Raw genomic sequence first — 21461 nt, 5'->3', positions numbered from 1 at the left:
GGTCAGCGGGCGGTCGACGCCGGCCGGCCGGCGTCGGGCTCGCCGTGGGACCGGGGCGGTCGCCCGCGCAGCCGGGCCCGGGCCGGCGGGTGGACGTTGGCGAGGTTCAGCTCGCCGCCGTAGTGGGCGAGGACCCGGTGGTCCATCACCCGCCGCCAGAGCGGCGGCACCAGCGCGGCCACCACCATGGTGGCGTAGCCGGCGGGCAGTTGCGGCGAGGCGTCGAAGCTGCGCAGGGTCTGGTAGCGCCGCAGCGGGTTGGCGTGGTGGTCGCTGTGCCGCTGGAGCTGGAAGAGGAAGACGTTGGTGACCGTGCGGTCGCTGTTCCAGCTGTGCCGGGGGTCGACCTTCTCGTACCGGCCGGCGGGGGTGCGCCGGCGGGCCAGCCCGTAGTGCTCGAGGTAGTTGACGACCTCCAGCAGCGAGAAGCCGACCACCGCCTGCGGCAGCAGGAAGGCCAGCACGCCGGGGCCGTACGCGGCCACCAGCAGCGCGTAGAGCGCAAGGGTCATCGCCCAGGCGTTGAGGACGTCGTTGCGCCAGGTCCACGGGCTGCGCCCGCGCAGCCGGAACCGGGCGGTCTCCAGCCGCCAGGCCGACCGCAGGCTGCCCAGGACGGTACGCGGCCAGAACGCCCAGAAGCTCTCGCCCAGCCGGGAGCTGGCCGGGTCCTGCGGGGTGGCGACCCGGGTGTGGTGGCCCCGGTTGTGCTCGACGAAGAAGTGGCCGTACCCGGTGGGCGCGAGAGCGATCTTGGACAGCCACCGTTCCAGGGTCTCCCGCTTGTGGCCCAGCTCGTGCGCGGTGTTGATGGCGATGCCGTTGACCACGCCGACGGTGGCGACCAGGCCGGCGGCGGCCGGCCAGGACAGCCCGCCCCGGGCCCAGATCGCGCAGCACAGCACCAGCGCCGCGTACTGGGCGGGCAGGTAGAGGTAGGTCAGCCAGCGGTAGTAGCCGTCGGCGGCCAGCCGGGGCACCGCCTCCTCCGGCGGGTTGCGCCGGTCGTCGCCGATCAGCAGGTCGACCGCCGGGATCAGTCCGAAGACCACCGCGGGGGTGAGCCACCAGGCCCAGGCGCCGCCGCCGGCCCGCCAGGCCGACCAGGCGAGGAAGGGCAACGCCGGGACCAGCAGGGCCAGCGGCCACAGTGGCCGGCGGGGATCCCGCCAGGCGGCGGATGGGCGGGTCAGCTCAGCGTCGGTGGCCATCGCCAGCCTCCTGTCCGAGGTGCTGCCCCCGACTGTGGCAGCGACCCCGGCGATTTACAAGAGGCTATTTTTTGTAAAGAGATCAGCGGCGGGCGGTCCGCCAGGGCCGGGTCGCCGGGGCCCGTTCCCAGGGCCGTCCGGGCGACTCCCACCCCCGGGCCGTGCCGGACTCCGCCCACTCCCGGGCCGCCCGGTCCGTCCGTGTCAGGTGCCGCAGCCGCAGCAGCAGGCCGACCCCGAGGAAGAGCAGCAGGCCACCGAGGAGGAAGGCCGCCTGCACCACGCCGAACCCGCCCGACTCCGCCACCCGGCGGCCCGGCTCCGCCCCCGGCGGCGGTGCCTGGGCGACCGGCGCACCGGCCGTCGCGCTGTCGTCCGTCGGCTCGACGGTCGGCGCCGCCTCCGGCTCCGCCGTGGGCTCGACCGTCGGCTCCGCGGGTTCGACCGTCGGCTCCACCGTGGGCGGGGCCGGCTGCACCGCCGCGCCCGCGCCGACCACGTTGCGGGTCGCCGTCTGCCGGGCCAGCAACCGCAGACCCTCGTCGTACGCCTCGGCGGCCAGGCTGATCCGCCCCCGCCCGACGTCCTCGGCGAACGCCACCCGGTAGCGGGCGGTCACCGTCCGGTCCGGACAGAGCGTGCCCGGGTCGAGCCGGCGGTCGGTCAACCGGGCGGTGTCCCCCTCGGTGCGGACGTCCACCGGGAAGGAGCCGTCGTCCTCCACCCGGTCCAGCTTCACCTGGTCCAGCCGGATGCCGTTCACGCTGAGCACCAGCGACCATCGGACCTTCAGGCAGCCGCCGCCCCGGCCGGTGCGGGACACCACCGCGGCGACGGTCTGCACCCGGTCGCCGGCGGTGAACTCGTCCGGCAACCCGCTCAGCTCGGTGGCGAAGCCCGGCGCGGCCCCGGCGGGCAGCGCCCCACCAAGGCCCGCGACCAGCACCCCGGCCAGCACCAGACCCACCCGCAGCGCATACCGCCGCACCCGCACCACCGCCTCGTCCTCCCGTCGGTCGTCCGCACCGAAGACGCTATGGGCGGTCCCGGCCACCGGGTAGACGGGTGTGTTCGCACGGTCCGCCAACTCCGGGGGCCGATCTCACGGTGGGTGGTGAACCGGTCACCGCCGCCCCGCGACACGCCCGGGACCGCCGCCGGGGACAATCACCGGGTGTCCGACATCTCCGCGGCCTTCGTCCGGCTGCACGCCCGACTGGCCCCGGTGCCGTTCGTCCCCGAGGTCCGCCTGCACCAGGCCGACGAGCCGATCGGGCTCTGGGAGCTGACCGAGGGCGAGTTCCACAGCGCCCAGCCGCCGCCGTTCTGGGCCTTCGCCTGGGCCGGCGGGCAGGGCCTGGCCCGCTACGTCACCGACCATCCCGAGGTGGTCGCCGGCCGCCGGGTGCTCGACCTGGCCGCCGGCTCCGGCCTGGTGGCCATCGCCGCCGCCCGGGCCGGCGCCGCCGCGGTCCGCGCGGTCGAGGTCGACGAGCGGGCCGTCGCGGCCGTCGCGCTCAACGCCGAGGTCAACGGGGTACGCGTCGACGCCGAGCTGGGCGACATCCTCGACGGCGACGCCGGTGACGCCGAGGTGGTGCTCGTCGGCGACGCGTTCTACAGCGAGGCGATGGCGAAGCGGATGCTGCGCTTCCTGCTGCGGGTCGCCCGGGCCGGCGCCCGGGTGCTGGTCGGCGACCCGGACCGGGCGTTCCTGCCCCGGGACCGGTTCCGCCGGCTGGCCGGCTACGACGTGCCGGTGCCGGAGGCGCTGGAGAGCGTACGGGTGAAGCACACCACCGTCTGGGAGCTGAATCCCGCCCTGCCCGGGGCCGCCCGCTAGCGTTACGCCGTGCTGTTCCGGGGCTGGGAGGAGACCGTCGACCGGCCGTGGCCGGACGTGGCCACGGTCGCCGACCACCTCGGCGTACCCCATCTGGTGGTGACCCGGCACGCGCTGGTCCGGCAGGTGCTGGCCGACCCGGTGACCTTCCGCCCGGACAACGCGCTCGACGCGGTGACCCCGCTGCCGGTCGCCGCGTTGCGGGTGCTCGCCGGGCACCGGTTCCGGCTTCCGCCCACCCTGGCCAACAACTCCGGGGCCAGTCACCCGGAGATCCGCGCGATCGTCGCCGACGCGCTGCACCCGGACCGGGTGGCCGCGCAGCGACCGTGGCTGACCGGCCTGGTCCGGCGGCGGGTGGCCGGGCTCACCGCCGCGCTCGACGCCGGCGAGCCGGCCGACCTGTACGCCGACCTCGCCGCCGACCTGCCGCTGCTGGTGCTGGCCCGGCTGGTGGAGCTGCCCGACGCGCCGGTCGGCGCGGTGAAGGACTTCGCCCGGGCGGCGCTGGAACTGTTCTGGGCGCCGCTGGACGCCGACCGTCAGCTCGCCCTCGCCGCGCAGGTGGGCCGCTTCCACACCGTGCTGCGCGACTTCGCCGCCACCGGTGGCGGGCTGGCCGCCCGGCTGCGGTCCGCCGGGCACTCCCCCGACGTGGTGGTCGGCGCGCTGTTCTTCCTGCTGGTGGCCGGGCAGGAGACCACCTCGCAGTTCCTCACCCTGCTGCTGCACCGGCTCACCGCCGAGCCGGCGGTCCGCGCCGGGCTGCGCGCCGGCACCGTCGACGTCGCCGACGTGGTCGAGGAGGGGCTGCGGCTGGAACCGCCGATCGTCACCTGGCGGCGGGTGGCCGCGGTGGACACCACGCTCGGCGGCACGGCGGTCCCGGCGGGCCGCAGCGTCGTACTCTGGCTGGCCCGCGCCGGCCGCGACCCGGCCGTGGTGCCGGCGCCCGCCGAGTTCCGCCCCGGGCAGCGCGGGTCGCGCCGGCACCTCGCCTTCGGCGCGGGCGCGCACCGCTGCGTCGGGGCGCAACTGGCCCGGCTGGAGGCGGCGGTGGTGGTCGCGGAGGCCGCGCCGCTGCTGGACGGGGTGACGGTGCTTCGCCCGCCGTGGTGCCCGGACAACCTCACCTTCCGGATGCCGGACGCCTTCGTGATCCAGCGCGCGGCGGCGGTCACGGCCAAGCCGGTCGAGGCGGCAGGGGCCGAGCCGGTCGAGGCGACAGGGGCCGGGTCGGTCGAGGCGGCAGCGGGTGGGCCGGCCGAGGCGGCAGCGGCCGGGGCGGTCGCCGGCACCTGACGAAGGTCAGGGGTGGTCCACGCCGTTCGGCAGCCGCGCGGGCGACCCGTCGCCACCTAGCGTCGACGCATGATCACATTACGTGGCTTGACCAAGCGGTTCGGGGCGGTGACCGCGGTCGACGACCTGACCGTCGACATCGCACCCGGCCGGGTCACCGGTTTCCTCGGCCCGAACGGGGCCGGCAAGTCCACCACCATGCGGATGGTCCTCGGCCTGGACCGGCCGACCGCCGGCCGGGCGCTGGTCGCCGGCCGCCCGTACCGGGAGCTGCGGCACCCGCTGCACGAGGTGGGTGCGCTGCTCGACGCCCGCGCCCTGCACCCCGCCCGGTCGGGCCGGGCCCACCTGCTGGCCACCGCCCGCAGCAACGGCATTCCCCGCCGCCGGGTCGACGAGGTGCTCGCCGTCGCCGGTCTCGACGAGCGGGCCGCCCGCAAACCCGGCCGGGCGCTCTCCCTCGGCATGGCGCAGCGGCTGGGCATCGCGGGCGCGCTGCTCGGCGACCCGCCGGTGCTGATGTTCGACGAGCCGGTCAACGGGCTCGACCCGGACGGGGTGCGGTGGATCCGCGAGCTGACCGCCGGGCTGGCCGCCGAGGGGCGCACGGTGCTCGTCTCCAGCCACCTGATGAGCGAGATGCAGCAGACCGCCCGGCACCTGGTGGTCATCGGCCGGGGCCGGTTGATCGCCGACGCCCCGGTCGAGGAGTTGCTCGCCGCCGGGCCGGCCGGTTCGGTACGCGTCCGCGGGCCGCACCCGGAGGCGCTGGCCCGACTCGCCGGCCGGCTGGCCGGTGACGGGGCGACGGTGACCGCCGACGGCCCGGCCGGCTTCACCGTCACCGGCGCCGCCGTCGAACGGGTCGGCGACCTGGCGTACGAGCTGGGGGTGGCGCTGCACGAGCTGAGCCCGGTGGCGGCCACCCTGGAGGAGGCCTTCATGGAGCTGACCGCCGACGCCGTCGAGTACGCCGGAGGTGGTTCCCGATGAGCGCCGCTCTGCTGACCCGTCCCGGCCGCCAAGGCAGCCCGCTGGCCGGCGCGGTGGCCGCCGAGTGGACGAAGCTGTGGTCGGTGCGCAGCACCTGGTGGACCCTGCTCGCCGGGGTGCTGGTGACCGCGGCGACCTCGGCCCAGCTGGCCATCTACGCGGTGAACGGCAACACCAACGACGACCCGGCCGACGACGCGGGCGTGGTCACCGTCGGCAGCGTGCTGATCGGCTCGCTGGAACTCACCCAGTACGCGGTGCTCGCCCTCGGATTGCTCACCGTCACCGCCGAGTACGCCACCGGCACGCTGCGCGGCACGCTGGCCGCCACCCCGTCCCGGGGCACCGTGCTGCTGGCCAAGGCGCTGGTGGCCGGCGCGGTCACGTTCGGCTTCGGGCTGCTGCTCGGCCTGGTCGGGGTGGCCGCCGCCGGGCCGGTGCTCGGCGAGTGGGGGCGGGCGCCGGTGGCCGGCACGGCCGGTGACCTGCTCGCGGTGGCGGCGTACCCTGCCCTGGTCGGGGTGCTGGCGCTGGGCGTCGGCGCCGTGCTGCGCGGCGCGGTGCTGAGCGTGGTCGTGCTGCTCGCGGTGCTGTACATCGTGCCGCTGTCGTTGCAGGAGCCGGACATCGCCGTGCTGAACCGGATCGCCGACGCCTTCCCCGGGATCGCCGGCGGCCACTTCCTGACCGGCGACGGAGATCCGTACCCGCCGGTGGTGGGCCTGCTGCTGCTCGCCGGCTGGGCGGGCGCGGCGCTCGCCGCCGGCCGGTGGGCGCTGCGCCGCCGGGACGCCTGAACCCCCGCCGACCGGCCGGCCCGCGTCGGGCCGGCCGGTCGTGCCGGACCCGGCCGGCGGTCCCGGCGGATGCGGGCGGCGGGCGGTCAGCCGGTCAGCCCCGCCTCGTACGCCAGGATCGCCGCCTGCACCCGGTTGCGTACCTCCAGCCGGGTGAAGATGCTGGTCAGGTAGCTCTTCACGGTGCCCTCGGTGAGGAAGAGCCGGCGGGCGATCTCGGCGTTGGACAGGCCGGCCCCGACCAGGCCGAGCACCTCCCGCTCCCGCCCGGTCAGCCCGGCCGTACGGTCCCGCGCCGCCGGCACCCGGGCCATCCGCGCACCGGTCAGCTCGATCACCCGCCGCGCCACCCGCGGCGACAGGTACGCCCCGCCGCCGGCCACCGCCCGCACCCCGGCGATCAACTCGCGCGGGTCACCCGACTTCAGCAGGAACCCGGCCGCCCCGGCGCCGAGCGCCCGGACCACGTACTCGTCCTCGCCGAACGTGGTGAGCAGCACGGTGGCCGTCCCGGGCAGCAGCCGGCCGATCTCGGCGGCGGCGGCGAGCCCGTCCAGCCTCGGCATCCGGATGTCCAGCAGGGCGACGTCCGGCCGGTGCGCGCGGGCCGCCTCCACCGCCGCCGCGCCGTCCCCGGCCTCGGCCACCACCTCGATCCCCGGATCGGTGGCCAGGATCGCCCGCACCCCGGCGCGGATCATTGCCTCGTCGTCGGCGAGCAGCACCCGGATCGTCCCGCTCATCTGTCGTAGCGCTCCTTGCTGATCAGGCGGCCGTCGGCGAAGCAGAGCCGCCAGGCCGGCCGGGCCAGGGGGAAGTTCCCGTCGGTGTAGTACTCGCAGCGCGTGCCGTCGGCGGGGACCGGGGCGTCCGGCGGCGACTCGACCTGCCGGCGGGGCAGCCCGGCCAGCTCGGGCCGGGGCGTACCCGGGCGCATCCGCTCGTAGCTGGCGCGGTCCAGCACCGCACCGGCGGTGGCCATCGGGTAGTAGACCAGCGCGAGCGCCGAGGCGGCGGCGGCCGGCGCGCCGAGCGCCACCAGCAGGCTGCGCCGCACCCCGCGCCGGGCGTCCCGCAGCCGCTGCCCGGCGACCGTCGGCCCGGACCCCGGCTCCGGCCGGCGGCCGGACGTCGCACGTCCGGTCCACGGACGCGGGACGCGGCCGGCTGCCGGACCGTCGGGCGGCAGGGCCATCGCCGGGGCGCGCCCCTCCCCCGCCGGGACCGGACCGGCGTGCTCCGGCGCCGGGAAGCGGGCGTGGACCGCGAAGCCGCCGCCGGCCGCCGGACCGGCGTCCAGCACACCGCCGGCCAGCCGGACCCGTTCGGCGAGCGCGAGCAGGCCCGAACCGTGCGACCGGGGGCCCGGCAGCGGCCCGTCCGGCGGGGCGGCGTTCGACACCTCGACGGCCACCGCGCCGGCCGGGTCCGCGTCGACGGTGACCGTCACCGGGGCGCCGGGGGCGTACCGGGCGGCGTTGGTGAGCGCCTCCCGGACCACCCGGTGCGCCGCGTGGCCGACCATCGCCGGCAGCCCCGCCGCCTCGGGCGCGAGCCGCAGGGTCACCACCATGCCTGCCTCCCGCGCCCCGTCCACCAGGTCGGCGACGCTCGCCCCGGCCGGGCCGGTGGCGGCCGGCTCCGCCGGTTCGCGGAGCACCCCGATGATCTCGTGCAGCCGCTCGGTCGCCCCCGCCACGCTGGCCCGCAGCTCCCCGGCCGCCGCCCGGTGCCGCGGGTCGAGGTCGTCGGCCAGCTCCAGGGCCGCCGCGCGCAGCGCGACGAGGCTCAGCTCGTGGCCGAGCGTGTCGTGCATGTCCCGGGCGATCCGGGCGCGTTCCCGCAGCCGCACCCGCTCGGCGGCGCCCCGCTGCTCGCGTTCCAGCGCCGCCGCGTGCTCCCAGCCGGCCAGCACCAGCGCGTGCCGCTGCCGGCGGTAGTCACCCACCAGCCAGGGGAACACCCCGGCGCCGAGCAGCACGCAGCTGAGCAGGAACCAGGTCGCCATGCCGGTGCCGAGCACCGCCAGGTGCAGCACCGTGCCGGCCACGCCCACCGCGGCGAACAACCCCACCACCCGACCGGTACGGGCACCCCGCCGGCCGGCCAGATAGCTGAAGGCCAGCAGCGCGAAGACGAAGTTGCCGTCGAGCGCCGACCCGGCCAGCGCCAGCACCACCGGCGTCAGCGGCGCCCGCCGGCCGACCACCACGGCCACCGCGAGCAGCAGCAGCGACCCGACCAGCAGCGCACCGACGTACGGCTCGTAGGGCGGGGTGAGGCGGGCGTACCCGACGGGGGCGGCGACCACCGCCCAGAGCAGCAGGTCGGACCACTCCCGACCGCTCCACCCGCGCCACCAGCCCCGCACCGGGCCAGGCTACCCACGCCGGTCCGGCGCGGGCACCGACGAAAGTCAGGTGCTCAGCTGATCTCCTCGGCCCACGCCCGCCAGTCGTCCAGCACCCCGTACAGCTCGGGGGTGAGCCAGCCCGGCGCGGACCGGCGGAACACGCCCGGGTCCATCGCCCCGGCGCCCATCGGCAGCGCGCCCAGCAGGTTCGGCACCAGATCGGTCAGGTTCGCCCAGTGCACCAGCTCCGGCTCGGCCGGCCAGGCGCCCAGCACCACCCCGGCCGGGACGCCCCGACGCTCCAACGCCTCCAGGGTCAGCGCGGTGTGGTTCAGCGTGCCCAGCCCGGCCCGGGCCACCACCACCGCGGGGATGCCCAGCGACACCGCCAGGTCGGCCACCGTCCACGGCTCGCCCGACGGTCGCAACCCCATCGGTACGAGCAGCCCGCCGGCCCCCTCCACGAGGACCAGGTCGTGCTTGTCGGCCTCGGCGCGGACCGCGTCGACGGCGGTGTACAGCTCCAGCGGTTCCAGCCCAGCCACCCGGGCCGCCGCCAGCGGGGCGAGCGGGTCCGGGAAGCTGGCCAGGGTCCGGCCGGTGAGCGGGGCGGCCAGCCGGTGCACCGAGTCGACGTCGCCGGGTTCGCCGGTGGCCGTACCCGTCTGGCCGGGTTTGATCACCGCGACCCGCATGCCGGCGGCCTGCGCCGCGGCGGCGATCGCCGCGGTCACCACGGTCTTGCCCACCTCGGTGTCGGTGCCGGTGACCAGCACCGGCCCCTTCCACGCGCTCACTGACCCACCCTCCTCACGCTCACGGTGCTGGCCTGGTTCGCGACTGCGGGGCTCGCAAACCCGGCTCACTCCTCACGCTCACGGTGCCGACCTGGTTCGCGGCTGCGGGGCTCGCAAACCCGGCTCACTCCTCACGCTCACGGTGCCGACCTGGTTCGCGACTGCGGGGCTCGCAAACCCGGCTCACTCCTCACGCTCACGGTGCGCAGGCCACGATGACGTCCAGGGCCCGTGCGAAGTCGCGCCGGGGCACACCGGCGTTGACGGTGAGCCGCAGCCGGGATCGGCTGTCCGGGGTGGACGGCGGCCGGAAGCAGCCCACCGCCACGCCCCGGTCCCGGCAGTCGGCGGCCCAGGCGGTGGCGGCCTCCGGGCCCGGCGCGGTCACCGAGACCACCGCGCCGTCCGGGTCGGAGACGGCCAACCGGGCGGCGCGCAGCCGGCCCACCGCCAGCGCCACCCGCTCGGCCAGCTCGGCGCGCAGGTCGTCGCCGGCCCGGGCCAGGCCGACGGCCGCGTGCACCCCGGCCACCACGGCCGGCGGCGGCGCGGTGTCGAAGATGAAGGTACGGCCGGTCTCGACGAGATGCCGCACGAACGGCGCCGGGCCGGCCACCACCCCACCGGCCCCGCCCAGCGCCTTGGACAGGGTGGCGGTGACCACCACGTCCGGCTGCCCGGCGAGCCCGGCGGCGGCCACCCCGCCGGCGCCGGCGGGACCGGTGACGCCGAGGCCGTGGGCGTCGTCCACCAGCAGCAGCGCGCCGTGCTCGCGGGTCACCGCGTGCAGCCGGCCCAGCGGGGCCAGGTCGCCGTCGACGGAGAACACCGACTCGGTCACCACCACGGCCGGCCGGCCGGGCGCGGCGGCCAGCGCGGCGGCCACCGCGTCGACGTCGGCGTGCGGGGTGACCAGGACCTCCGCGCCGGAGATCCGGCAGCCGTCGATCAGCGAGGCGTGGTTGTGCGCGTCGGAGACCAGCAGGGTACGGGGGCGCACCAGGCCCCGGACGGCGGCCAGATTGGCCAGGTAGCCGGAGGAGAAGACCAGCGACCGGTCGGCGCCGAGCCAGTCGGCCAGCGCGTCCTCCAGCGCGTGGTGGGCGTCGGTCGAGCCGCGCACCAGCCGCGACCCGGTCGCACCCAGCCCGTACGCGGACAGCGCCGCGGCGGCCGCGGCGGTGACCTCGGGGTGGGCGGCCAGCCCCAGGTAGTCGTTGCCGGCGAGGTCGACCACCGGGTCGCCGGCGGCCCGCGGTCGCAACTCGCGGGTCAGCCCCGCCTTGGCCCGCAGGTCGGCGCGGCGGTCCAGGGCCGCCAGCCAGTCCGCCACGTCACCGCCTCCTCCACGCCCCGCGTCATCCGCTTCCGCCGGGCGAAGTTACCACTCCGCCGGATCCCGGCCGGCGTGGCGCGAGCCGCTCGGCGCCGCCTTGACCTCAACCTCGCTTCAGCCCGAAGGCTGCCCGCATGACGAACAACCGAGCAACCCGCCTGCTGCGCCGCGCGCTGCGGCTCGCCGTACTGTTGGCCGCGGCCGACCCGGCGCTGCCACCGGCGGCGCGGATCCGGCTGGTCGACGGCCTCCCCGGCCCCGACCCGGAGGCTGATACCGCCCGTCGGCGGGCCTTGTAGGGTACGGGCCATGCCAGAGATTCTCGACCGCGCCCGCACCCAGGTGCTGGAGAACGGAGTCGGCCTCGACCAGGCCGGCGTCCTCGCCGTGCTGAACCTTCCCGACGAGGACCTGCCCGCCGCCCTCCAGCTCGCCCACGAGGTGCGGATGCGCTGGTGCGGCCCGGAGGTCGAGGTCGAGGGCATCGTGTCGCTGAAGACCGGCGGCTGCCCCGAGGACTGCCACTTCTGCTCCCAGTCGGGCCTGTTCACCTCGCCGGTGCGCTCGGTCTGGCTGGACATCCCCAACCTGGTGGCCGCGGCGAAGCAGACCGCCGCGACCGGGGCGACCGAGTTCTGCATCGTGGCCGCGGTGCGCGGCCCGGACGCCCGGCTGATGAAGCAGCTGCGCGAGGGCGTCGCCGCCATCCAGGCGGAGGTCGACATCCAGGTCGCCGCGTCGCTGGGCATGCTCACCCAGGAACAGGTCGACGAGCTGGTCGAGATGGGCGTGCACCGCTACAACCACAACCTGGAGACCTGCCGCTCGTACTTCCCGAACGTGGTCACCACGCACTCCTGGGAGGAGCGCTGGGAGACGCTGCGGATGGTCCGCGAGTCGGGCATGGAGGTCTGCTGCGGTGGCATTCTCGGCCTCGGCGAGACCGTCGAGCAGCGGGCCGAGTTCGCCGCGCAGCTCGCCGAGCTGGACCCGCACGAGGTTCCGCTGAACTTCCTCAACCCGCGCCCGGGCACCCCGCTGGGCGACCGCCCGGTGGTGGAGGGCAAGGACGCGCTGCGGGCCATCGCCGCGTTCCGGCTGGCCATGCCGCGCACCATCCTGCGCTACGCCGGTGGCCGGGAGCTCACCCTCGGCGACCTGGGCACCCGGGACGGCCTGCTCGGCGGCATCAACGCGGTCATCGTCGGCAACTACCTGACCACGCTGGGCCGGCCGGCCACCGACGACCTGAAGCTGCTCGACGACCTGAAGATGCCGGTCAAGGCGCTCTCCGCCACCCTGTGAGGCCCGCCGTGACCGAGCTTTCCCCGACCGCGCCGGCCGCGCCGTGGTGCGACCACTGCGGTACGGCCACCGGGGCCGGCGACCACGCGGCCTGCGCGGCGGCCCGGGCGCTGGAGCCGCCGCGCTACTGCGATCGGTGCCGCCGCCGGATGAAGGTGCAGGTCCTGCCGGCCGGCTGGTCCGCGCGCTGCGTCGAGCACGGCGAAATCCACGCCTGACGGAACCCCACCTGGCGGTACGGTGACGGCATGCTGGTCGATGAACCACCGAACGCCGGGCTGGTGCTGCCCGGCCGGGCCGTCACGCTGCGCCCGGCCACCGACGCGGACGTGCCGGACCTGGCGCGCATCCGCGCCCACCCGGAGGTACGCCGCTGGTGGCGCGGCGGCGACGACCTGGCCGGCGCGGTCCGGGCCGACCTCGACGACGACGAGCTGACCGTGTACGCGGTGGAGTTCGACGGCCGGGTGGTCGGCGCGATCCAGTGGTACGCCGAGCCCGACCCGGACTACCGCCACGCCAGCCTGGACCTCTTCCTCGACCCGGCGGTACGCGGCCGGGGGCTGGGCGGGGACGCGGTGCGCACCCTGGTCCGGCACCTGATCGACGAGCACGGCCACCACCGGTTCACCATCGACCCGGCGGCGGCCAACACGGCGGCCATCCGGGCGTACGCGAAGGTCGGGTTCCGGCCGGTGGGCATCCTGCGCCGCTACGAGCGCGGGCCGGACGGCCGCTGGCACGACGGCCTGCTGATGGACCTGCTCGCCGAGGAACTGGCCGACTGACTCAGCCGTCCCAGACCAGGTGGCCGTCGGAAAGCCGGCGGGCGCCCTCGGCCGGCCGGTGCGGGCTGCGCCGCCCGCCGGGCATCAGGTGCTCGACCGGTACGCCCCGGCCGAGCACCGCCACGTCCGCGATGAGCCGCCGGTGGCAGCGCCACCACACGCTCTCGCTGCACATCACCGCCGTGGTCCGCCGCGCCGCGTCGGGGAGCACCTCGGTCAGCGCCGCGTCGAACTCCGCGGTCCGGGTGTACGCGGCGTACGCCCGGAACGCGGGCACCGTCCACCAGGTGTCCGGCTCCGGTTCCCCGGCCCGGACGTGCCGGCGGCCACCGAGGCGGGGCTCCCAGCGGTAGGCGATCCCCCGCTCGGGCAGCCAGTCTTGGAGCGCCTCCCGGCGTACGTCGGGGTTGGTGCGGCTGGCCGGGTACCGCCGCACGTCCACCACCAACGCCACCCCCGCCCCGCAGAGCAGTTCCCCCAGGTCCCCCCGTCCCGCCGCCCCATGCCCCACCGTCACCAGCACCACCCCAGCATGCCCGCAATCTTGGCGAGTTGACGTTCGGTACGAACGCCAACTCGCACCGCAGCCGGCTGGCGCCCGGGAACGTGAATCTTGGCGAGTTGCCGTTCAGAGCGAACAGCAACTCGCCAAGATCGCTACTAGAGCACCGTCAGGAGGCGGTGCAGGGGGTGTTGTTGAGGGTGAAGGTGGTGGGTTTGGGGTTGGCGCCGGTGTGGGTGCCGTTGAAGCCGAAGCTGACCGACGCGCCGGGGGCCAGGGTGCCGTTGTAGGCGACGTTGGTGGCGGTCACCGCGGTGCCGGTCTGGGTGAAGTTCGCCGACCAGCCCGAGCCCACCTTCTGCCCGGTATTGGGGAAGGTGAAGGCGAGGGTCCAGCCGTTGATCGTCGTCGTACCGGTGTTGGTGACCGTGATGTTGGCGGTGAAGCCGGTGTCCCAGCCGCTGGTGACGTACCCGACGGTGCAGGTCCCGCCGGCCGGCGGGGCCGTCGTGGTGACGGTGACCGGCGCGGAGGCCGCGGAGACGTTGCCGGCCGCGTCCACCGCGACCACCGTGAAGGTGTACGTGGTGGAGGCGGTCAGCCCGGTGACGGCCAGGGTGGTGCCGGTGGTCGAGCCGACCAGGACGTTCCCGCCGCGGTAGACCCGGTAGCCGGTGACCGCCACGTTGTCGGTGGCCGGCCCCCAGGCGAGGGTGAGCCCGGTCGGGCCGACGGCCGAGGCGGTCGGGGTGCCGGGCGCGGTCGGCGCGGTGGTGTCGGGCGCGGGGGCGGCCGGGGTGGTCACCGTGACGGCCGGCGAGGCCGCCGACCGGTTGCCGGCGCCGTCGCGGGCGACCACGGTGAACTGGTACGTCCGCTGCGCCGCGAGCCCGGTCACCGCCAGGCTGTTGGTGCTGGCCGGCAGCACCACCGGGGTGGCACCGGACTCGGTGCGGGTGACCTCGTAGCCGGCGAGGCCGCTGCCGCCGCTGTCGGTGGCGGCGGCCCAGGTGAGAGTCAGGCCGGTGGCGGTGACCGCCGAGGCGACCGGGGTGCCGGGGGTGGTCGGCGGGGTGGTGTCCGGGGTGGCCGGTCCGGGCTCCTCGCCCCAGACCCGGACGCCGCCGGAATAGAGCGGCACCTTCCGGTTCGGCCCGGCGGTGGTCTGGTACGACGGGTCGTTGGTCGGGTCCCAGGTGCCGCCCTCCGGCACGCCGATCTTGAACTGCACCTCCATCCGGTGCTGTGACTGGCCGGCCGGGGCGATGGTGTAGCCGGTGCAGTCGACCTCGACGTACCAGATGTCGCCGGACAGTTGGCGGGCCGTGGACGGCGACGGGCAGCCCTGGGTGTAGCCGGGGGTGACGGTGACCGGGCCGGTGCCGTCGGGGCGGAAGTAGTAGCGGAACTTCCCGGTGGTCAGCGCGCGGGCCGGGAAGGCCGACTTGTTGTAGATGATCGCCTTGAGCCCGGTGGCCCGCGGCTCGGCCTGCATCACCGTGGTCTCCACGGTCAGCTCGTCCAGGTCCGGCCGCTCGGCCACCGGGAAGCCGGCCAGCGGGCTGCCGCCGTACTCGGACACCAGCCGGGCCACCGCGGAGGTGAAGCCGGCGTTGTAGTCGGTGGCCACCTCGTTCATCACGTAGTCCGACCGGCTGTCGGTGTACGCGTCGTTGGCCGCCGACGGGCCGCCGACCAGCGCGCCGTAGAGCACGTGCCGGGTCTCGGTGGGCACGGTCTGGCTGTCCCACCAGGAGCCGTGCGCGGTGCGGTGGTGCGGGTTCTTCGGCGAGTTGGCGCCGAACCCGATCACGTAGCTGGAGTTGCGCGGGTTCTCGCCGAGCGCGTAGTTGATCTGCCGGACGGCGAAGTCGTGGTAGCGGGTCTTCCGGGTCGCGTCGGTGGTCTTGTCGCTGTAGACCAGCGCGGCGAAGGCGGTGTTCGCGGCGTAGCGCAGCGCGCCCCAGGAGTCGAGCACCGCCATCCCGCCGGGCGAGTACGGCACCCGCTGGCCGTTGACGCCGACGGTCCAGTAGTCCAGCCACCGGTTCGCGTCGTCGACGTACTTCTGCTTGCCGGTCAGGTTGGCCAGCAGCACGTACGCGCCGAACTGCTTGTTGTCCCAGGCGATCGTCCACTTGTAGGAGCGGGTGGTCGACTGCGGCTCGGTGCCCAGCTTGTCGTACTCGCTCTCCGCCTTGGTCAGGTAGGCGGCGTCGCCGGTGGCCCGGTAGAGCCAGATCGCGCCCCAGACCAGCTCGTCCTGGTAACCGCTCCAGGACTTGTAGAAGCTGGTCGCGTCGGTGATGCACTCGTGGTAGTTCTTCCGCACCGTGTCGGCGAAGGTGTAGAGCTGCTTGGCGTGCCCGAGCAGCTTGTCGGCGTAGGCGGCGTCGGTGGGGCGGAACACCATGGACGACGCGGCCATCGCGGCCGCCGTCTCCCCCGCCAGGTCCGCGCCGCCACAGCTCGCATCGATCTTGTACGCGGGCCGCGCCATCGGCATGACCTCGGCCGGACCCCACCACTTGTGGTCGTCGTCGCCCTTGCCGACCTGCCCGTAGAGGACGTTCGGGGCGGGGTGCGCCTTGACGAAGTAGTCGTTGACGAAGCGCAGGTTGTTCAGCAGGTGCGGGAGCTGGCCGGAGGCGACGTAACCGTCGCGGTACTCGACCGCGCCCCAGGCCAGCATGGTCGCGCTGAACGCCATCGGGAAGCCGAACTTCACGTGGTCGCCCGCGTCGTACCAGCCGCCGGTGAGGTCGACGCCGGTGCCCGCGCCGTCGGTCAGCGCCGAGTCGCCGCGCCAGGAGACCCGGTTCCAGGTGGGCTTGGGGCCGGACTGCTGCGCCTCGTAGAAGAGCAGCGACTTCTGCAACGCCTCGGCGTAGTTGAACGCCGGCGCGGCGGCGGCCGGTGCGGCGGTGACCGCACCACGGGTGGTGGCCCCGGCGGGCGGGCCGGGGACGGCGCCGGCCGCGAGGGCACCTACCGCCAGGGCGGCGACCAGGCGGCGGAGCCGGGCCCGGCCGGGTGGCGGCGGAATCGGAGGGGGCATGGCGAGCTCCTGTGGGTGGTGCCGCCCGACAGCCCGACCGGATCGGACGGACGTCACGGCCAGACTGCCGGCGGCGGTGGTGGTGGGTGGCCCACGAAGGCGCGGGAGCGCTCCCATGGATGCTCGACAATGTAATGGGTACGGTGTCACCTTGGGAAGCCGGCGCGATGCGCCGACCGCCGGCCCGCAGCGTCGACCGACTCCTCCGCGTTACACCGACACGCCGTCGAATCGACCCGGATTCGGCCTCGGCGTCGGCTTCAGCCCGTCACGTTGCCGCAGGTCAGGCCGATCGTCCGATGTCGCCGGTGGGGTACCGCTGTGTGATCATGTGCCGTCACCTCTCCCCTTTTCGGAGGAATCCTCATGCCACAGCGTCGGCACGTCGCGCGCCCGGCCCTCACCGCGGTCGCCGCCACGGCCTGCCTCGCCTTCGCCACCCCGGCCTGGGCGTCGAGCACCGTACCCCTCAACCCGGCCCACCAGGGCTCGACCGCGGCCGGCTTCAACCAGGAGTGCAACGACGGTCGGTTCGCCGGCAGGGAGGCCAACCAGGACGGTTGGCACTTCGTCCTGCCGGGCGCGAGCGCCGGCAACTTCGAGACGCTCACGCTGACCTTCAGCAACGGTGCCGCCCAGGTCCAGGTCAAGATTCCCGACGCCACCGACGCGTACCCGGACCACCTCTACTCCACCGGCGGCAAGGACCCCCGGACCATCCACGCCTACCTGTTCACCCCGGCGGGCTGGACCCTGGTCGACGGCAGCGCCGTCATCAGCGGCACCGCGGCGCGGTTCAACCTGAGCCACACCTGCGCCGGCGGCACCACGCCGTCGCAGTCCCCATCGCCGTCGCCGTCCCCCTCGGAGTCGGAGTCGCCGAACCCGTCCGAGTCGCCGTCGGAGTCGGAGTCGCCGAACCCGTCCGAGTCGCCGTCGGAGTCCGAGTCGCCGGTGCCGTCCGAGTCCGCCACGACCCCGGGGGTGCCCGGCGAGTCGGAGTCGCCCACCGGCGCCCCGTCGGAGTCGGCGACCGTGCCCGGCGCGCCGGGCTCGTCGGTCGGTGGCGGCGTCGGCGGTGGCGACGAGGGTGGGCTGCCGCTCACCGGCGTGGCCGCGACCAGCATCGCGGTCACCGGCCTCGCCCTGATCGGTGGCGGAGTCGTACTGATGACGCTGCGTCGCCGCCGGGACAAGGTCCGCTTCACCAGCTGACCCCCGCACCACCCGAACCGGCCGTCGGACCCTGGGTCCGGCGGCCGGTTCCGCGTTGCCGGGCGTGGATCACATGATCGATGATCTTCGATCACTGCTTCGCATATCAGCAGCTCAGCGCAGATCAACAGGATCGCCGGTTCGCGCCAACCGGTGGACCGAGCGTCCTGGGATACGAGCGTACGGTTGCCCGGCCGATCGACGGCGCGCGACAGTACGCCACACCAGCGGTGCCATCGACGCCGCCGCTCCCCGGTCAATTCTGAGGAGATCGCGATGGCCTTGACACTCGCCGACGGCACCGCCTGGTCCGACACCCTCGCCCGCGCCACCGCCGCCACGCCCGAGGCGTTCGGCACCGGGGCCGACGGCGTCGCCACGCTGCACAACCTCGTCTCCGGGCAGTGGCGGGCGGTCGGCGCGCCGAGCCCGGTGCGTACCCCGGTCGACAACACCGTGCTGGTCAACCTGCCGCGGGTGGACGCGGACACCGCCCGGGCCGCCGTGGCGCACGCCGCCGCCACGCACCGCGACTGGGCCGCCACCACCCTCGCCGAGCGCAAGGCCCGGGTCACCGACGCCCTCGACGCGCTGACCGCCCACCGGGACCTGCTCGCCCTGCTGCTGGTCTGGGAGATCGGCAAGCCGTGGCGGCTGGCCTGCGCCGACGTGGACCGGGCCCTGGACGGCGTGCGCTGGTACGTCGGCGAGATCGACCGGATGCTCGCCGACGGCCGCGAGCCGTTGGCCGGCCCGGTCAGCAACATCGCCTCCTGGAACTACCCGATGAGCGTGCTGGTCCACGCCGAGCTGGTGCAGCTGCTCGCCGGCAACGCGGTCATCGCCAAGACCCCCTCCCAAGGCGGCGCGGTCTGCCTCACCGTGGCGCACGCGCTGATGCACCGCGCCGGGCTGCCCGCCACGCTGCTCTCCGGCAGCGGGGAGGAACTGTCCGAGGTGCTGGTCCGGGCGCCGGAGATCGGCGCGGTGGCCTTCGTCGGCGGGCGGTCCAACGGCGGCAAGGTGGCCGCCGCGCTGCTCGACACCGACAAGCGGCACTTCATCGAGCAGGAGGGCCTGAACGCCTGGGGCGTCTGGGACTTCTCCCAGTGGGACCTGCTCGCCGCGCACCTGAAGAAGGGCTTCGAGTACGGCAAGCAGCGGTGCACCGCGTACCCCCGGTTCGTGGTGCAGCGCGACCTGGTCGACCGGTTCCTCGACATGTACCTGCCGGTCGTCCGCTCGGTCCGGTTCGGGCACCCGCTCGCCGTGGAGGAAACCTGGTCCGCCGGCGACCCGCTGCCCGAGCTGGACTTCGGGCCGCTGATCAGCGCCGCCAAGGCCGACGAGCTGCGCCGCAAGGTCGACGAGGCGGTCCGCGGCGGCGCCGTACCGCTGCACCGGGGCCGGCTCGACGGCGCACCGTTCCTCGACGGGCAGGACACCTCCGCCTACGTGGCGCCGGCCGTGCTGCTCGCCCCGCCCGGCCGGTCCCGGCTGATGCACGCCGAGCCGTTCGGCCCGGTCGACACCATCGTCGTGGTGGACACCACCGACGAGCTGCTGGCCGCGATGAACGCCTCCAACGGCGCGCTGGTCGCCTCGCTCGCCTGCGACGACGAGGATCTCGCCGGGAAGCTGGCGGTCGACCTCCAGGCGTTCAAGGTGGGCATCAACAAGCCGCGCTCCCGCGGCGACCGGGACGAGCCGTTCGGCGGCCGGGGCGCGTCGTGGAAGGGGGCGTTCGTCGGCGGGGACCTGCTGGTGCAGGCGGTCACCGTAGGCGGCGACGGGCGACTCTACGGCAACTTCCCCGACTACAGCAGCTACCCGGCGACCTGATCGCGCGGCCGGCCGGGCCCGGCGGTTCTTCGGCTGACCACGGGCGGCCGAACAAGGGCAGGGCCCCCGCATCGGGGGCCCTGCCGTCGTACCGTCCCCCGCACCGGAGGTCGGCCCTGGTGTCGCCGGTGACCTCGTTGTCACCGGCGTCGGTGTGGTCCCGCCGGGCCGGCGGGACCGGGGTCTCAGTCGGCCCGGGCCGCGGCGTCGGGCTGCCGGGGCACCCGCGCCGGGTCGGCCAACGGCACCGTCACCGTGAGCAGCGAACCGTCCCGGTCGATCCGGGTCGGCCGCGCCACCCGGCGTACGGTGCGCAGCATCGCGGTGTTCTCGGCCTGGACGTGCAGCAGCACGGCGGCGACGCCGACCCGGTCGGCGTGCCCGAGCAGCCGGCGCAGCAGCGCCGAGCCGAGGCCACGCCGCTGCCAGTCGTCCCGGACCAGCAGGGCGACCTCCGCCTCGTCGCCCTCGCCCAGCAGGTTGGCCATCGCCACCACCTGCTCCGTTGCGCCGGCGCCCACGGTGGCGACCAGGGTGAGCCCCCGGGCCGGGTCCAGCAGCCGGCGCAGCCGCTCCGGCGACGGCCGGGCAGCGCCGCTCAGGTAGCGCCGCGCCACGGTGCGCGGCGAGCACCTGTCGTGCAGCTCGACCAGGCCCGGCAGGTCGTCCGGCCCGGCGGGGCGGACCACCACCTCGGCCGAGTCGGGCAGCACCAGGGTCACCCGCTCGGCGTCCCGCCGGGCGACCGCGGCCGACAGCTCGACCAGCGCCTGCGCCCGGGCGTACTCGGCCGGGGTGAAGCTCGGCTCCCGCCGGGCCAGCCGGTACGACCCGCCGGCCGGGTCGGCCAGCAGCATCGTCGACCCGCCCACCCCGGCCGACCCGCCGGCCGGCGTCGGCCGCCAGGTCACGTCGTCCGCGCCGAGCAGGGCGTGCAGCGCCGCCCCGGTCCCGTCCGGGTCCCGGACCAGCCCGCCGGCCAGGGCCAGCACCCGGGTGGGTTGGTCGACCAGCCCGCGCGCCTCGCTGCGCGCCACCCAGCAGTCCCGGCCCCGGCCCCGCTCGACAGCGGCGACCAGCTCCGCCTCGCCCAGCGAGTCGGGCGCGTCGACCAGAAAGTCGTCGACGGCTCCCACCTCGGTCGTGTGCACCTGCACGGTGAGGATGTTGACCCCACGCAGCGCGAGACTCGCCGTGAGGACCGACAGGTAACCCGGCCGGTCGTCCACGGTGGCTCGGATCCGCCACAGCGCCATGTCCGCTCCCTTCCTCACCACCGACCCTGCCGGCGGGCTGTTGCGCCCCCGTTGCCCGCGGGTGACACGGCGGGACGGGTCAGGTGACGTTGGTCACCGGCGGGGCGTCCACCAGGTCGAGCCGGTCGCCGAGGATGACCGCGCCGGCCCGGACCAGCTGGGCGAGCCGGTCGACCTCGATCGAGTGGAACGCCGCCGCGGTCAGCGGCTCGCCGTACTCCCGGGCCACCACCAGCACCAGCCCGGCCCGGCCGAACGGGGCGAGCGCGTAGTGGGTGCCGTCCGCGGCGGTCACCGTGCGGGCCCGCAGCGGGGTCACCTCGGGCAGCACCGGCGGCTGCGGCGCCCGCCAGCTCGCGTGCGCGACGCTCGCGCTGCCGCCGGACCGGGACGCCCAGTCCAGGGGTACGACCGCGGCCGCCGCCCAGTCGGCGGCGAGCAGCCCGGGCACCGCGTCGACAAGCGTGGCCACCCCGTCGGCCGGGTTCGCGGCGATCTGGGCCAGCAGCTCGGCGTCCTGCCCGGTGGTGGTCGGCGCGCCGATCGCCCGCCACACCCCGTCGACGCGCACACCGGGGATGGCGGCGAGGCCGGCCATCAGCCGCTCCACCCGGGCGGCCCCGGGCCAGACCACGGTGAAGTCGTCCACCGCCCGGCCACCCAGCCGCTCCAGGACCACCACCTGGACGATGTCCGCGCCGGACACGCCGAGGGTGCGGGCCACCTGGCCGAGCGTGCCGGGTCGATCCGGCAGGGTCACCCGAACTCGCAGCAACATGTGCGTCCCTCCGCTCGGCGGCCGGCACGGAGCGGCCGGCAGGCTGGGTCCCAGCCTGCCGGCCGCCCATTTCGTCCCTGTTGCG

General features: G+C 75.5%; 20 protein-coding genes and 1 pseudogene. 10 read left to right on the top strand and 11 right to left on the bottom strand.

Annotated features, from left to right (window positions below; genetic code table 11):
- Positions 1-2 precede the first annotated feature (2 nt).
- Together K7640_RS05325 and K7640_RS05320 are read right to left on the bottom strand one after the other, a co-directional pair.
- Positions 3-1211, bottom strand: a complete 1209-nt coding sequence (locus tag K7640_RS05325; protein ID WP_222953549.1) for an alkane 1-monooxygenase — start codon at positions 1209-1211, stop codon at positions 3-5.
- Positions 1212-1293: 82 nt separating this feature from the next.
- Positions 1294-2265: a PT domain-containing protein gene (locus tag K7640_RS05320; protein WP_222953548.1), complete on the bottom strand. Its 972-nt coding sequence runs from the start codon at positions 2263-2265 to the stop codon at positions 1294-1296.
- Between the two features lie 120 nt (positions 2266-2385).
- Here K7640_RS05320 and K7640_RS05315 point away from each other — a divergent pair, with 120 nt between their 5' ends.
- The 4 genes and pseudogenes from K7640_RS05315 (at position 2386) to K7640_RS05300 (ending at position 6146) form a co-directional block, all read left to right on the top strand.
- The gene (locus K7640_RS05315; protein ID WP_222953547.1) at positions 2386-3054 is read left to right on the top strand and encodes a methyltransferase; all 669 of its coding nucleotides are present in this window, start codon (positions 2386-2388) and stop codon (positions 3052-3054) included.
- Positions 3026-4221, top strand: a pseudogene (locus K7640_RS05310) (cytochrome P450); the annotation flags it as partial. The gene K7640_RS05315 and the pseudogene K7640_RS05310, both read left to right, overlap by 29 nt.
- Before the next feature lie 204 nt (positions 4222-4425).
- The gene (locus K7640_RS05305) at positions 4426-5349 is read left to right on the top strand and encodes an ABC transporter ATP-binding protein (protein ID WP_222953545.1); all 924 of its coding nucleotides are present in this window, start codon (positions 4426-4428) and stop codon (positions 5347-5349) included.
- A complete protein-coding gene (locus tag K7640_RS05300; protein WP_222953544.1) occupies positions 5346-6146 on the top strand; it encodes an ABC transporter permease in 801 nt (266 codons plus the stop codon). The genes K7640_RS05305 and K7640_RS05300 overlap by 4 nt, the downstream gene beginning before the upstream one ends.
- A gap of 86 nt (positions 6147-6232) precedes the next feature.
- Here K7640_RS05300 and K7640_RS05295 read toward each other — a convergent pair whose 3' ends face one another.
- The 4 genes from K7640_RS05295 to K7640_RS05280 form a co-directional block, all read right to left on the bottom strand.
- Positions 6233-6889 carry a response regulator transcription factor gene (locus tag K7640_RS05295; RefSeq protein ID WP_222953543.1) on the bottom strand — a complete coding sequence of 219 codons (657 nt, stop codon included), beginning with the start codon at positions 6887-6889 and terminating at the stop codon, positions 6233-6235.
- Positions 6886-8517 (bottom strand): histidine kinase, encoded by a 1632-nt coding sequence (locus K7640_RS05290; protein WP_222953542.1) that lies wholly within the window; start codon positions 8515-8517, stop codon positions 6886-6888. Before K7640_RS05290 ends, K7640_RS05295 begins: the two co-directional genes overlap by 4 nt.
- A gap of 53 nt (positions 8518-8570) precedes the next feature.
- Complete coding sequence (bioD, locus tag K7640_RS05285) at positions 8571-9275, bottom strand: dethiobiotin synthase (RefSeq protein WP_222953736.1); 705 nt, start codon at positions 9273-9275, stop codon at positions 8571-8573.
- Between the two features lie 217 nt (positions 9276-9492).
- A complete protein-coding gene (locus K7640_RS05280; RefSeq protein ID WP_222953541.1) occupies positions 9493-10629 on the bottom strand; it encodes an 8-amino-7-oxononanoate synthase in 1137 nt (378 codons plus the stop codon).
- Positions 10630-10766: 137 nt separating this feature from the next.
- Here K7640_RS05280 and K7640_RS05275 point away from each other — a divergent pair, with 137 nt between their 5' ends.
- Genes K7640_RS05275 through K7640_RS05260 form a run of 4 tightly spaced genes read left to right on the top strand, consistent with a single transcriptional unit; the run spans position 10767 to position 12725 of the window.
- Positions 10767-10931, top strand: a complete 165-nt coding sequence (locus K7640_RS05275) for a hypothetical protein (protein ID WP_222953540.1) — start codon at positions 10767-10769, stop codon at positions 10929-10931.
- A gap of 10 nt (positions 10932-10941) precedes the next feature.
- Positions 10942-11937, top strand: coding sequence for a biotin synthase BioB (bioB, locus tag K7640_RS05270; protein WP_222953539.1), 996 nt, complete (start codon positions 10942-10944; stop codon positions 11935-11937).
- 8 nt (positions 11938-11945) lie between these two features.
- Complete coding sequence (locus K7640_RS05265; RefSeq protein WP_222953538.1) at positions 11946-12155, top strand: hypothetical protein; 210 nt, start codon at positions 11946-11948, stop codon at positions 12153-12155.
- A 60-nt stretch (positions 12156-12215) separates the two neighbouring features.
- Positions 12216-12725: a GNAT family N-acetyltransferase gene (locus K7640_RS05260; protein ID WP_374198060.1), complete on the top strand. Its 510-nt coding sequence runs from the start codon at positions 12216-12218 to the stop codon at positions 12723-12725.
- 1 nt (position 12726) lies between these two features.
- Here K7640_RS05260 and K7640_RS05255 read toward each other — a convergent pair whose 3' ends face one another.
- From K7640_RS05255 to K7640_RS30945, 3 genes are all read right to left on the bottom strand, one after another.
- Positions 12727-13242, bottom strand: coding sequence for a DUF488 domain-containing protein (locus tag K7640_RS05255; protein WP_308042460.1), 516 nt, complete (start codon positions 13240-13242; stop codon positions 12727-12729).
- 154 nt (positions 13243-13396) lie between these two features.
- Entirely contained in the window at positions 13397-16285 is a 2889-nt protein-coding gene (locus K7640_RS05250) for a glycoside hydrolase family 9 protein (protein ID WP_222953536.1), read from the bottom strand.
- A gap of 725 nt (positions 16286-17010) precedes the next feature.
- Positions 17011-17412, bottom strand: coding sequence for a hypothetical protein (locus tag K7640_RS30945; RefSeq protein WP_374198055.1), 402 nt, complete (start codon positions 17410-17412; stop codon positions 17011-17013).
- On the opposite strand from K7640_RS30945, the gene K7640_RS30940 reads away from it, so the two are divergent.
- Complete coding sequence (locus K7640_RS30940) at positions 17396-17500, top strand: LPXTG cell wall anchor domain-containing protein (protein WP_374198054.1); 105 nt, start codon at positions 17396-17398, stop codon at positions 17498-17500. The two genes, K7640_RS30945 and K7640_RS30940, sit on opposite strands and share 17 nt — an antisense overlap.
- A gap of 276 nt (positions 17501-17776) precedes the next feature.
- A complete protein-coding gene (locus tag K7640_RS05240; protein ID WP_222953534.1) occupies positions 17777-19342 on the top strand; it encodes an aldehyde dehydrogenase family protein in 1566 nt (521 codons plus the stop codon).
- Positions 19343-19527: 185 nt separating this feature from the next.
- On the opposite strand, the gene K7640_RS05235 is transcribed toward K7640_RS05240, so the two are convergent.
- Together K7640_RS05235 and K7640_RS05230 are read right to left on the bottom strand one after the other, a co-directional pair.
- On the bottom strand, positions 19528-20598 hold the full coding sequence (locus K7640_RS05235) for a GNAT family N-acetyltransferase (RefSeq protein WP_222953533.1): 1071 nt from the start codon (positions 20596-20598) through the stop codon (positions 19528-19530).
- A gap of 79 nt (positions 20599-20677) precedes the next feature.
- On the bottom strand, positions 20678-21376 hold the full coding sequence (locus tag K7640_RS05230; RefSeq protein WP_222953532.1) for an amino acid-binding protein: 699 nt from the start codon (positions 21374-21376) through the stop codon (positions 20678-20680).
- Positions 21377-21461: the final 85 nt, after the last annotated feature.

The sequence above is a fragment of the Micromonospora sp. PLK6-60 genome (assembly GCF_019890675.1).
GTDB lineage: Bacteria > Actinomycetota > Actinomycetes > Mycobacteriales > Micromonosporaceae > Micromonospora.
This window is presented reverse-complemented; position numbering and strand designations above follow the sequence as displayed.

What these genes read in the sequence shown, in the direction of transcription:
- K7640_RS05235 (WP_222953533.1), bottom strand. Translation starts at nt 20,598, where the DNA reads ATGGCGCTGTGGCGGATCCGAGCCACCGTGGACGACCGGCCGGGTTAC.
- K7640_RS05230 (WP_222953532.1), bottom strand. Translation starts at nt 21,376, where the DNA reads ATGTTGCTGCGAGTTCGGGTGACCCTGCCGGATCGACCCGGCACGCTC.
- K7640_RS30945 (WP_374198055.1), bottom strand. Translation starts at nt 17,412, where the DNA reads ATGCTGGTCGCGGCCACGCCGGTGAGCGGCAGCCCACCCTCGTCGCCA.
- K7640_RS05305 (WP_222953545.1), top strand. Translation starts at nt 4,426, where the DNA reads ATGATCACATTACGTGGCTTGACCAAGCGGTTCGGGGCGGTGACCGCG.
- K7640_RS05250 (WP_222953536.1), bottom strand. Translation starts at nt 16,285, where the DNA reads ATGCCCCCTCCGATTCCGCCGCCACCCGGCCGGGCCCGGCTCCGCCGC.
- K7640_RS05325 (WP_222953549.1), bottom strand. Translation starts at nt 1,211, where the DNA reads ATGGCCACCGACGCTGAGCTGACCCGCCCATCCGCCGCCTGGCGGGAT.
- K7640_RS05275 (WP_222953540.1), top strand. Translation starts at nt 10,767, where the DNA reads ATGACGAACAACCGAGCAACCCGCCTGCTGCGCCGCGCGCTGCGGCTC.
- K7640_RS05300 (WP_222953544.1), top strand. Translation starts at nt 5,346, where the DNA reads ATGAGCGCCGCTCTGCTGACCCGTCCCGGCCGCCAAGGCAGCCCGCTG.
- K7640_RS05240 (WP_222953534.1), top strand. Translation starts at nt 17,777, where the DNA reads ATGGCCTTGACACTCGCCGACGGCACCGCCTGGTCCGACACCCTCGCC.
- bioB (WP_222953539.1), top strand. Translation starts at nt 10,942, where the DNA reads ATGCCAGAGATTCTCGACCGCGCCCGCACCCAGGTGCTGGAGAACGGA.
- K7640_RS05295 (WP_222953543.1), bottom strand. Translation starts at nt 6,889, where the DNA reads ATGAGCGGGACGATCCGGGTGCTGCTCGCCGACGACGAGGCAATGATC.